This window comes from Robinsoniella sp. RHS (assembly GCF_001029355.1).
GTDB classification, from domain to species: Bacteria; Bacillota; Clostridia; order Lachnospirales; family Lachnospiraceae; genus Robinsoniella; species Robinsoniella peoriensis.
Window position 1 is genome coordinate 17,665 of record NZ_JNGB01000035.1, and the last position, 11,857, is coordinate 29,521.

An 11,857-nucleotide genomic window follows, 5' to 3' on the forward strand; every position below is an offset into this window, starting at 1 on the left:
GGAGCAATTTATGGAAAAGAAAAAGAGAAAGGTCAAAAAATGGGCCGTTCTGCTGCTGCTCCTTCTTCTGGCGGCAGCAGCTGTGGCAGGGTATTTCCTGCTAAATAGAAATAACATGGATGATACCAGTAAATATTGGTTTGACAAGATGGCAAAGGACGGCACACTGGAGGGGAAAACCCCTACAGAGCTGCAGGGTATGCTGGACGGCATTGTACAAGAAGGGATGTTCAATGTTTCTATGAATGTAGAACCGGTGTTTGAAGATGGTAAAAGTGAAGGTAATCTGGGGATTGAAAATATAAAAGAGAATAGATATTACTGCCGTGTAACGCTTACTCTGGATAAAGACCATACAGTTCTTTATCAAAGTGACGGCTTAAAACCGGGTCAATACATAGACAAGGTAAAACTGGATCATAACCTGGAAGCAGGGGAGTATGACTGCACAGCAGTTGTAACTGCAACCGACCCGGAAAGCCTGGAGGATATCGGCCAGGTGAATGTCAAAGTCAGGGTTAAGATCCTGAACTGACGATCATTTGATTTAAATGGGTTTGCCATTTACCCTTTTAAAATATAAAAAAAATAAAAATACTATTGGAGGAAATTATAATGAGAAGAAAAAACACAGCAAAGAAAGTATTAGGAACCTTAACAGCAGCAGCACTCTGTATGTCAATGACAATTCCGGCTATGGCAGCCACTACGAATTCCGGTGGTGAGGTAGTTACAGTACCCGGAGGTACAGATGTGTATGCCGGTGTTGTAGTGGACGATGAGACAAATGCAGATGCACGTATCCGTGTCACTGTACCTACCGTTTTCGCATTTGTAGTAAACGGAACCTTGGATACTGCTAAAAAAGATAACCTGCTGTCATCCACAGACGGTACAATACTGCTTCCAAATGTGAAAGTAAACGTGTTAGATCCTACTTCAAATACCAGTGATTATGAGATTGCTGTTGAACAGGACAGCACCATGACCTTTACGAATTATTCTACAAAGGCAAATACAGGCGGCGGTCGTGATGGTATTCCGGTGAATCTGACAGGAGCTATTGAAAATAAAGGATCTGATAAAGACCGCAACTACTGGAAGCACAGTGCAAACGCACAAGGATTCAAAGAATTTACCCTCAGCCTGGAAAGCCAGAAATTCAGTAAGGCAGCAGGAGCGAATACTTTCGAAATGGCAAATGCGGTAGTACTGGATGCACCGGATGTATCTGATGCAGCTAATGTAGATGCTACAACGAAACTGGCTAAAACCGGCGCAGCTAAAGACCTGGCATTTGATGTACAGGTTGGCGGAAAACGCGGGGATTACAAACAGATTGAACAGTCTGCAAAAGTAGGAACTATCGTTTGGACGGTAGGATATGAGGTTGACAATACAACAAATAATATTCCTACAGCACCGGGTAATGATTTTTCTGAAACTAACTAATAAATAACAAGAATATGATTGAAATAATAAACTTAAATAAAAAACTTAAATAAAAAACTGAAATAAAAATACTCAAATATTAAAATGGCATCATACCGGGGGATACCAATAAGCAGGTTGGGGCATATCCCAACACGGAATTATCCGTAATATGCTTTGGCGTCCCCGGGAATGGAAAAAGTTTGTTGCAGGCAAATCTGAATGGATAGGTTTTTCTGCAAAAGGTTTTTTCCATAAAATTCTGTTGGAAAGAAGGGATAAACAAAATGAAGATAAAAAGGAAAATAACATTTGCCATGGGAATTTGTATGGCAGCCGGTTTTATGGCGGGAGATGTGTTGTGTATACAGGCAGCCGACCCTGGTCCCAGCCAGAATATATGGCTGGATGTAGCAAAAAAAGATTACAGCCCCCGGATCTCCGTTACCGTTCCCACTACGTTTGCCTTCGTGGTAAACGGGACGTTAGATGCGGGCAGCAGAGTGAAGATATCTGTCGATAACGGGACGCTGCTTTTGCCAAATATCGTTGTAAACGTACTGGACCATGACAATCCGGCAAGCGATTATGAGATTGGTGTGGTGGGAGATTCCAGACTTTGGGTGAAAAATTATTCCACCCAGACTGCGGATCAGGATGCAGATGGAAATGAAAACTACAATCCTGCAGTAAGGCAGGGAAAGGCAGTCCGTTTAAATGCCTGTGTGGAAGGTATCGAAAATCCCGGTGAAGAGCAGGGATACTGGAAAGCAGCGGCAGAAGACAGTAAACTAACCACGGACCAGGGGAATTATAAAAACTTCCGTGTAAGTCTTACAGATGAAAACAGTTCATATATTTTTAACAGTCCGGATACCGCAGATAAAAGCATCTGGCTGGATCAGGAGATATCTTTGCAGGCACCCTTGAATAAAGAGGGCTTCACCCCTTCGGGGACGGCAAATAAACCGTATGAAAAAGAATTGAAACTGGGAGTGGAGGTAGGCGGATACCGGGGACAGTATTCGCAGATTGAGGAATCCGTCAAAGCCGGCAAGATTATATGGCAGGTAAATACTGATTAATTCTGTAGTTACAGCAGCAGAGGACAGAATCAGAAAGGAGCAGACATAAGGTATGGAGCAGAAGAAAAAGGGCAAAAAGTGGCTCATTGTCCTTGCCCTGATCTTAATTCTGGGAGGAATCGCAGGAGGTTTCTATTATCAATCCCAGAAGTCTCAGGGAAAGGACAGGCTTACAAGAGATGAAGACGCCCTGGGCGGGCTTCTTCCGGGAAAAAGCCCTTCGGAGATGGCAGAGCTTCTCAGCCAAAAGGTAGAAGAAGGAATGGTAGATATCGGTATCGCAGCAGAACCGGTATTTGAAGAAGGAGGTAAAAAAGGAAAACTGGGCATAGAAAATGTTCCGGGAAACCGTTACTCTCTTCAGATCGATCTGGTATTAGATGAAACCGGGGAGATAATTTATCAATCGGGTCTGATTGATCCCGGTTATTACATTGAATATGTAGAGCTTAATAAACAGTTAAAAAGCGGAAATTATCATGCAACAGCGGTATTCACCACATACGCTCTGGATGAAACAGAAGATGAAATAGCAAAAACAAAAGTAAATGTTTTACTGCAGATTAAAGATGGAAAAGTTTATTCATGATAAGGATCAGACAGGCATGGAAAAACAAGCTATTATTAGCGGCTTCTGCCATGTGTATGCTGGCAGGAGGATTCTATACCGGACTTGGCATCTACACTGTCTGGAATCCCTCAGAACTTCCTCTGGTCAGGGACAACACAGCCAGAGAAAGAGAGAATGACAGAAAAGAAGAACAGAACAGTCTTCTGGCGGATGCCATGCAATATATAAATATAGAATCCGTTATCTATTTTCAGAACCCGGATGATAAAGGAACGATCCGTTTAGCCAATGGCAGCCGGAACAGGTTCTGCATCAAAGGAAGCATTCTTTCAGACCGGGATGGAAGTGTACTATATGAATCAGATGGGATAGATCCCGGATTTTACATAGATTCCGTATATTTGAATACAAAACTGGAACCGGGTGTTTATCCCTGTACAGTGCTGATACAGTTCTATCAGACGGAAGATGACAGATATATCGGAGAAACAGCCAGAAAAGCAGTTGTGATAATAGAGAGATGAGGTGGTTATGAGGTGATGGTATTATTGAAAAAAACACGTGGTTTTGCAGTTTTGCTGTTAACGGCACTTTTGGCATGGTGCTGCTGCAGTAACGGTGTATCAGCGAAATCAGGAACATCAGGAGAAGTAAGGCCAACTGAGTCCTACACACCGGGCAAAAGCAGCACGGATATAACAGCGGGAGTAGTCGTTGATTATATGGGAAAGCTTAAATTCATTGTCAGGGATGAGGAAACAGCAAAGCCTGTTGAAGGAGCTTCTGTGGAATTGTATGTTCCGGAACTTGGCAGATATGTATTATTTGGACAAAGCGGTACAGACGGTATTTACCAATTGGATGTGGCTTATGGGACAGGAACAGATGCACAAAAGCAATATTTACAGGGGGAAAGCAAGTCCGGGGGAAAAGGGACACTGGCAGAGTTTGAAAATAACCAGATCCGGTGGAAAGTCTATAAGAAGGATTATCTTCCATACCCGGCAGAAGGAGAAGTTCTCCTGGATGCCATTACCCTGCCATACGAAATAGAGGTCAGCCTTTATAAGGAGCCCAGGGAAACGGATGAAACAAAGGCAACAGAGGAACCCGGTGATACGGATGATACAGATGATACAGAAGGAACCGAACCGGCAGAATCAAATAAAACCTCGGAGACCACAAAGACACCTGTTACATATCCCCCCGGTAATAACAATCCACCACACAGCGGACAGATACCCAAGACAGGAGTAGAACAGGCAATTGGTTATGGGGTCATAGGACTTGGATTGTGTGTGGCGGCCATATTATTAATCATACTTTACCTATATAGAAAGAAGGAAAATGAAAAGAAATAAAATTCCAAAGATTCTTCTGGCAGCCTGCCTTGTGATTCTTTTGGCGGGCGCTGTATATTTTGGAAAAAGTATCTGGGAGGATGCCGCACCGCTCCTCGCGTCGGAGGGTTATTACAAAAGTCTTCGAAAAGAGATATATATTCAGAGGGAAAACGGTCAGACACCGGATATGGAAAAGTTAAACGGTCTGAATCAGGACGGGGTTGCCTGGCTTACAAGCCCGGGTACTACCATAGATTATCCGGTGGTACAGGGGAAGGACAATGAATATTACCTTCATCACCTGTCGGATGGAACACCTAATGAAATAGGGGCTGTTTTTTTAGATTACCAGAACAATCCGGATTTCACCGGTGAGATATCTATGATATACGGACACCATATCACTTTGGGGAGAATGTTTTCCCCACTGTCTTCGTATAAAGAGCAGCGCTATTACGAGGAACATCCCCGGATGATACTCTACACGAAGGAGAAAACCTATCATATAGAATTATTTGCAGGAAATATCCTGAGTGGAAGCGAGGGATTCCCTTTGAGCTTCCAATCGGGTAAAGATAAAAAAGAATGGATTCAGGAGATCATCCGTAAATCCACCTTTTCCAGCAACATTACACCGGCAAAGAATGACAGAATTCTGATTCTGTGTACCTGTTCTTATGAATTTTCCAATGCCCGGTATGCGGTGTTTGGAAAACTGACGGAAGTGAAGTAAGTTCTGTACAAACAGGGTCGTATACTTAGGAGATGAAGCATGAAGAAACAAATATTATTTACAATATGCGCCGTTATGGCAATGGCAGTACTGGAAGGCTGCAGCACCAATCAAAACTATGTAATGAAAAGTGCGGACATATCAGAAACGTTTCCGATTGAAGCCACAGATGCAGGAGAGAATCCCCAAACGGCGAAGAGTGATGGACCTTATGCCATTTTCCATACTACAGCCGGAGATATAACCGTGATCCTCTATCCTGATCAGGCACCGGAAACGGTTGCGTATTTTATAAGCCTGGCAGAACAGGGATATTACAATGGCAGCCCGTTTGACTACATTGATAAAGATAATACCATACAGGCGGGAACAAAAGGAACCGATGAAGAAAAAACCGATGAAGAAAAAACTGATGGAGAAATGACTGCTGGAGAAAAAACTGCTGGAGAAAAAACTAATGGAGAAATGACTGCCGGAGAAATGACTGGTGCGGAAAAGTCTCCGGCAAAAGAATATGATGACGGCCTTCACCATTTTCCAGGTGCGCTGGCTATGGCGGGAGGCAAAACGGATGCGGAAAAAAGCCAGTTTTATTTCATAGTAAACCAGGAGATACCGGAAGACCAAAAGTTAGTTTCTGCAAATTTGTACATGAATGAACTGGTTCAGGATGGTACGTTGGAATTAAATGAAAAAAACAAAGAAAGCAAAATGAGTGAAGAAGAAATTAAAGAATACGAAGACCAGTTAAATCAGAAGATACAATCAATTGGTACAGAAGGCGTACCGGAAAACGTTTTGCAGAGATACCAGACAGCATTAGATACTTATATGAAGATTGGCGGAGCTTACTATCTGGATTATAAGAGTACCGTATTCGGTCAGGTGATCAAAGGCCTGAATGTAGCCGAAGATCTTTCTAAGGTTCATGTAGACGCAGTAAAAAAACCAAAGCAAGAGCTGGTGGTTAACAGCATTGAGATAAAAGATAATCTGTAGTAAAGGAGGTACCGGTACATGCAGAGAAAACATGAGCAGATGGGTGTGCGCAGATGGAAAAAGGGGGTATTGTGGGGCGGAGTGTGTATAATCGTGTGTCTGGCAGGTGGATTTCACATATATGAAGGTTACAAACTGGATCAGAATGCAAAAACAGGGGTACCTGTAATAGAAGACCTGCAAAAGAAGGCGGATACGGAAAATTTCCGGTTTCAGATATTGGCGCATCCTCAGTTTGAAAGTGCAGATGAAAAGGGAGAGGTTATGATTACAAATCCGGCAGAGAATCCCTACAAGATGTCTGTGAAAATAACACTGGATGAGTCTGATAAAGAAATATATGCATCCAAGATATTAAGTCCGGGTGAGCGGATCCGCTTTGCCAGATTATCAGGCCATCTGGACAAAGGAGAATACCCGGCAACAGCTGTCTTTTCTGTTCTGGATCAGGAGACGGAAGAGGTGGTAGGGGCAGTGGAAGCAGGAATGATAATCACTGTGAAAAGCTGAAGAAAAGTTAAATATAATGAAAAGAGATGACAGATATGCAAAAATATGAAAGCAAAAAACAAAATATATATTCTCTCGATGTTCTGGGAGATGTGGAGACAGGAAGAAAAAACCTGGGGCCGGAGATGCCCGTAATTGTCTATCGTTTATTTATGTACAGTATGAGGGATACATTGGAGCAGCAGTATGGGATAGAAAAAACAGTTCAGATCCTGAGGATCTGCGGTAAAAAAGCCGGTATGGAATTTGCAGAAAAAGTGCTGGATCTATCGCTGGATATGGATACATTTCTGATCCACCTGCAAAAAACTCTTTCCGATTTTAAAATAGGGATTCTGAGAATGGAATCCTTTGATGACAAAAAACGCAAGGCGGTATTTACTATCAGTGAAGATGTGGACTGTTCCGGACTTCCGATACTGGGGATGGCAGTTTGTAACTATGATGAGGGATTTCTGGATGGCATTTTGGAAAAATATACGGGGAATTCCTACACGGTTACAGAAATAGACTGCTGGGCAAAGGGGGATCGTGTCTGCAGGTTTGAGGCTGTGGAAGGCAGCAATTAAGATCATGAAAACAGGTGACGTTTATGGATAAAAATATAGAACGGATGCAGAATTATGTAAATCATGTTCTCTATGACCATCCCTCGGCTTATCTGGATCCGGAGCAGTTCGACCCGCCGTACAGGGAATTTTCCCAATCATTACTGTTTTTGGGGAAATCTATATTGGACATGTATGAATATATCTGTGAAATGTCAGATGGGGTGCTGGACCGGCAGATGGAAAGACAAAATCCGCTCCTTGGGCCTTTAAAAGATTTACAATCGAAACTTAGCCATATTACATGGCAGACCAAGCAGGTGGCAAAAGGAAATTTTGATATCCAGATCCAGTATCTGGGAGAGTTTTCGGAAGCATTTAAAATGATGGTGGATCAGCTGAGAAAACGCGCTGAGATAGCAAGACGAAATGCGGAGATGGAGAAGCAGATTCTGGAAACAGAAAAACAGCTTCTGGAACATGAGATGGAAAACCAGGTAAGGCATTATAAGTCAATCGTGAACATGAATCAGGAAATAAGGGCATACCAGCACGATATAAAAAATCATTTATTATGCCTGGGAAGCCTGTTAGAAGACGGCAATACAGAAAAGGCAAAAGAGTATCTGAAAGGGATCTCAAAACAGGTATACCACAATGAAAAGATTGTACATACGGATAATTACATATTAGATGCCCTTATATCAGAAAAAGCCCAGATAGCAAAAGAAAAAAATATCCGGTTGACAATGGATCTGAAATTGAAGAAAGAACTGAACATACAGCCGGCAGATTGGTGTGCAATTTTTGGAAATGCTTTGGATAATGCCATTGAAGCATGTGAAAAGGTAGAAGAAAGTAAAAGATATATCCATGTAGTTGCATACTGTGCGGGGAGCCTGCTGAAAATTAAAATAGAAAACGCAATGCAGGGAACCATCGAAGTCAATGGCAGCGGGTTTGAAACTACCAAAAAAAGAAAAGAGTATCATGGATTTGGATTAAAGAATATAGAAAAAACAGTACAGCGTTATGACGGCATCATGGAACTGACTACCGAAAAAGGAATATTTATTATGCAGATACTGCTTTGCGATATTATGAGCCAGGCTGTTTAAATATTTAAAAGAGACAGGGAGTGATATTATGGTAAATATTTGTTTATGCGATGATAATACCGTAATCTTGGAAAAATATGAAGCATGTTTGAAGAAAATTGCTGAAAAATACAATCTTGATGTTTACATTAAGTTATTTACCAGTGGTGAGGAAGTCATTGATTATTTTGAAATATTTTCAGAAAGCCATATAGATATTATTTTTATGGATATAATTATGGACAGGATGAATGGTGTGGAGACTTCAAGGATGCTGAGAGAAAAAGGATATAAAGGAGAAATTATTTACCTAACCTCCAGCAAAGAATTTGCGGTAGATGCGTATGATACTTTTCCCTTCTACTATTTAATGAAAAGTGAATACTCAAAAAAACTGGAAGATGTGTTCCTTCAGGTAATGGGACGTAAGAAAGAAAAAATTAAAGACGGAATATTATGTAAAAAAGGCAGTGTGATGAAGAGAATCCAGCTGGATGATATTCAGTTTATGGAAGTTTACGGGAGAAATATCATCATACATATGCAAAAAGATGTGTTTGAATTTATTGCGAATATGGAAATAATTGAAGATAAGATTAGAAACAAGGGATTTTTAAGAACCAGCAGGTCTTATATTGTAAACTTAAAATATGTGAAAAATATCATGAAAAATAAACTGGAAATGTATTCCGGGGACATGGTTCCGCTGAGTACAAAGAATAGTCTTGCAGTAAAAAAAGAAATTTTACAGATAAATCCGGATAGTTGGAATTAATATTATGATTAACGAAACAGAAAGCAGGATGGTGACCATGAAAGATATGTCAGATTCCGGTATATCTGCGGATGAGAAGACACTATATATTTTATTATGCAATGCATCCTTTTACCTGCTGCAGGTTTATGAGAGCCTGATCCGGTATGTAGCACACAAGTATGGATATCAGACAAATTTTCTTGTATATGAAAATGGAAAAGAAGCAGTTTTCTGTAAAGATGACTGGATGCAGGAAGTAGATATTTTAGTGATTGGATGGGAGCCAGGAAGGATGAAAGGAATAGAAATCGCAAGGGCTTTTCGTGAAGATCAATGCCAGGCCCAGATTCTTTTTCTGGGCAATCAGAAACAAGATATTATAGAATCTTATGAAGTGAATCCATTCTACTATTTTATCGAAAATGAGGTTACTCATAAGAAATTTGAATTGGTTATGAAAAAATGTTTTTGGGAGATTGTGAGAAGCAAGAAGAACTCCCTGCAATTTATCAGCAATGGGAAAATACAGCGTGTTCAATTAGAACTTATCGTATATCTGAAAGTGGACCACCGTATGATTAGTATAACATGCAGGGATAAGAGAGAGATTCTTTTTTATGACAGTTTAAAAAATATTGAAGAGAAAATAAAAGATGACACATTTATGAGGACTCACAGAGGATATATTGTGAATCTGAAATATGTAGATTATTTAGATAAAAATGAATTGTTTTTAAACACCGGAGAATCAATTCCTATTGCCCGAAAATATAAACAGGAACTTGTAGAACGGATGATGGATCAGGAAAAGAATATACTGATCTGATCATAACAATAGAAAGCCGGTAAAGCAGGCTTTCTGTTTTGAAATGAGCGGTAAAGGAGGGAAACGCATGCAAACACTAACAATAAATACAATGCAGAAAATTATATTAAGATTGTATCAAAATCTGCCAAGAGAGGTCTATATTCATCAGAGTTTTACAGCAAAGAATGCCTGCCAGCTTTTTAAGAAATCCAATGAAGAACAGATCTATCCGGATGAAATCGCACAGATTTGTCTGGAAGGCATAAGACTGGGTGCACTTTATCATGATGCCGGTAAGATATTGGTACCGAAAGAAGTACTGTGCAAAAAAGATCTGCTTACGGAAAAAGAACGCTCTATGATTTACTGGCACGCGCTGTATGGCGGAGATATTGCGATCAGCTTGTTAAAGGAATCACATCATAAATATCGGCAGACAGTATGGGCAATGGCGGAGTACCATCATGAGCGCTGGGATGGTCAGGGTTATCCGAAAGGCCTGAAAGGAAAGAAAATCCCTGTAGCGGCAAGAATCTGTGCAATAGCAGACAGTTATGATGCCATGATAAGCTGCCGTCCCTATAACAAAGACATTTCAAAGGAATATGCCTGCAATGAAATAGAGCGTAATGCAGGGAGCCAGTTCGATCCCCTGCTGGCAAAATTGTTTTTATCCTATCAGAAACAAGAAGATGCGGTTTTATGTATCTGAGGATTTAACCGGGGAAATTTGATCTGTCAGTTTCACAGACGCATTCTGAATCAGTGCCACGTCTTCCAGCAGAAAATCCAGATATTTTTCTCCCAGAGTGGTTTTGTTATGACCTTTTTTCTTGATGTAGCCAAGATGCAGCCTGCTAATTTCCTCCTGGAGCGGTTTGGCAAGGATTTCACCCATGCCTTTGTGGAAAGTATCGGCATTGCTGTTGGTTAAATCGGGTCCTATGCTGAAACAATCCGTTTTTCGCACCAAGGCAATCTTAGTACAGCGGTCACAGACATGGACATTTTTATTCAAAATGTTAAAAAATAAAGGCTCTTCTGTGAAGTGTGAGGTTTTTGTCTCCTGATCATAGGTGACAAAAGGGAAATCCTCCAGGTCTTTTAATGTGATCCGGGATTTTCCGGAAAGGGGATGGCCGTTACGGAAGAATACGTAATTCTGCATCAGGGCAATTTCATGGAACTCAATATCATAGGAAGTTAATAATGTCTGAAGTGTACGAAGGTTGGATTCCTGTATTGCCAAAATGCCCAGTTCGCTTTTGCTGCTGGAAACATCATGGATCACGGAATTTGTATCACATTCCCGTATTGCCATATCATAGGTATTAAAATCCAGTTCTGATAAAAACCGGGTAAATGCCCGAATAGCGAAAGGAAGATGCTGGGAAGATACAGAAAAGCGCATTGGGATAGAATTTCTGGCTCGATAGCGCTGTTCCAGATACTGTGTCTGTCCAACGATTTCCTTTGCATACCGGATAAAATCTTCTCCGTCATAAGTCAGGGTTATGCCGCGGTTGGTGCGGTGAAACAGTGTAATCCCCAGATCCTGTTCTATTTCTTTTACGGCTGTAGAAAGTGTGGATTGGGAGACAAACAATACCTGAGCGGCTTTTGAAAATGACTGGTAATTAGATATTTCAATAATATATTTTAAGTTCTGTAAGGTCATGACCGTATCCTCCTTTGGTTTATACTATCAAAAAAATTGATAGCAGGCAATAGAAAAATACTTTTAGATAAGCGGTTGTATTAATAAAGTTGATATGTTATATTAAAAATAGTTTAAGCAGAATATTTTATGGAAGCCGGTCTGAAGCCGGCGCGGTGCCGCCACTGTAGGACGGAGCTGTAACAAAAATGACACTGGAGGAAACTCCGGGAAGTCTGTTGCAGCAGTGAAGTCGAGCCAGGATACTTGAATATTTTGCCGGAACCCTTTATTTAACGAAACATTGAATGAGGGTAT

General features: G+C 40.9%; 15 protein-coding genes and 1 riboswitch. Of the genes, 14 read left to right on the top strand and 1 reads right to left on the bottom strand.

Annotation, left to right across the window (positions count from 1 at the left end; genetic code table 11):
- The first annotated feature begins 10 nt into the window (after positions 1-10).
- From RHS_RS31195 to RHS_RS16365, 14 genes are all read left to right on the top strand, one after another.
- The gene (locus RHS_RS31195; RefSeq protein ID WP_052377646.1) at positions 11-535 is read left to right on the top strand and encodes a hypothetical protein; all 525 of its coding nucleotides are present in this window, start codon (positions 11-13) and stop codon (positions 533-535) included.
- An 80-nt stretch (positions 536-615) separates the two neighbouring features.
- Positions 616-1,452, top strand: a complete 837-nt coding sequence (locus RHS_RS16305; protein ID WP_047833778.1) for a hypothetical protein — start codon at positions 616-618, stop codon at positions 1,450-1,452.
- 266 nt (positions 1,453-1,718) lie between these two features.
- On the top strand, positions 1,719-2,516 hold the full coding sequence (locus tag RHS_RS16310) for a hypothetical protein (RefSeq protein ID WP_047833779.1): 798 nt from the start codon (positions 1,719-1,721) through the stop codon (positions 2,514-2,516).
- Between the two features lie 52 nt (positions 2,517-2,568).
- Entirely contained in the window at positions 2,569-3,105 is a 537-nt protein-coding gene (locus RHS_RS16315; RefSeq protein WP_047833780.1) for a hypothetical protein, read from the top strand.
- Positions 3,102-3,611: a hypothetical protein gene (locus RHS_RS16320; protein WP_047833781.1), complete on the top strand. Its 510-nt coding sequence runs from the start codon at positions 3,102-3,104 to the stop codon at positions 3,609-3,611. Before RHS_RS16315 ends, RHS_RS16320 begins: the two co-directional genes overlap by 4 nt.
- A gap of 15 nt (positions 3,612-3,626) precedes the next feature.
- Positions 3,627-4,448, top strand: coding sequence for an LPXTG cell wall anchor domain-containing protein (locus RHS_RS16325; protein WP_047833782.1), 822 nt, complete (start codon positions 3,627-3,629; stop codon positions 4,446-4,448).
- A complete protein-coding gene (gene srtB / locus RHS_RS16330) occupies positions 4,435-5,163 on the top strand; it encodes a class B sortase (RefSeq protein WP_395022661.1) in 729 nt (242 codons plus the stop codon). The genes RHS_RS16325 and srtB overlap by 14 nt, the downstream gene beginning before the upstream one ends.
- 39 nt (positions 5,164-5,202) lie before the next feature.
- Positions 5,203-6,162: a peptidylprolyl isomerase gene (locus RHS_RS16335; RefSeq protein ID WP_047833783.1), complete on the top strand. Its 960-nt coding sequence runs from the start codon at positions 5,203-5,205 to the stop codon at positions 6,160-6,162.
- Positions 6,163-6,180: 18 nt separating this feature from the next.
- Positions 6,181-6,672 carry a hypothetical protein gene (locus RHS_RS31200; protein ID WP_052430856.1) on the top strand — a complete coding sequence of 164 codons (492 nt, stop codon included), beginning with the start codon at positions 6,181-6,183 and terminating at the stop codon, positions 6,670-6,672.
- A gap of 35 nt (positions 6,673-6,707) precedes the next feature.
- Positions 6,708-7,241 carry a V4R domain-containing protein gene (locus RHS_RS16345; protein ID WP_044295615.1) on the top strand — a complete coding sequence of 178 codons (534 nt, stop codon included), beginning with the start codon at positions 6,708-6,710 and terminating at the stop codon, positions 7,239-7,241.
- Between the two features lie 23 nt (positions 7,242-7,264).
- Positions 7,265-8,338 (top strand): GHKL domain-containing protein, encoded by a 1,074-nt coding sequence (locus RHS_RS16350; RefSeq protein WP_047833784.1) that lies wholly within the window; start codon positions 7,265-7,267, stop codon positions 8,336-8,338.
- 28 nt (positions 8,339-8,366) lie between these two features.
- Positions 8,367-9,092: a LytTR family DNA-binding domain-containing protein gene (locus tag RHS_RS16355; RefSeq protein ID WP_027292492.1), complete on the top strand. Its 726-nt coding sequence runs from the start codon at positions 8,367-8,369 to the stop codon at positions 9,090-9,092.
- 4 nt (positions 9,093-9,096) lie between these two features.
- The gene (locus RHS_RS16360; RefSeq protein ID WP_047833785.1) at positions 9,097-9,900 is read left to right on the top strand and encodes a LytTR family DNA-binding domain-containing protein; all 804 of its coding nucleotides are present in this window, start codon (positions 9,097-9,099) and stop codon (positions 9,898-9,900) included.
- Positions 9,901-9,967: 67 nt separating this feature from the next.
- Positions 9,968-10,594, top strand: coding sequence for an HD-GYP domain-containing protein (locus tag RHS_RS16365; protein ID WP_395022667.1), 627 nt, complete (start codon positions 9,968-9,970; stop codon positions 10,592-10,594).
- On the opposite strand, the gene RHS_RS16370 is transcribed toward RHS_RS16365, so the two are convergent.
- Positions 10,583-11,560: a LysR family transcriptional regulator gene (locus RHS_RS16370; protein ID WP_395022670.1), complete on the bottom strand. Its 978-nt coding sequence runs from the start codon at positions 11,558-11,560 to the stop codon at positions 10,583-10,585. The genes RHS_RS16365 and RHS_RS16370 overlap by 12 nt on opposite strands.
- 77 nt (positions 11,561-11,637) lie before the next feature.
- Positions 11,638-11,829: riboswitch (cobalamin riboswitch) on the top strand.
- Positions 11,830-11,857: the final 28 nt, after the last annotated feature.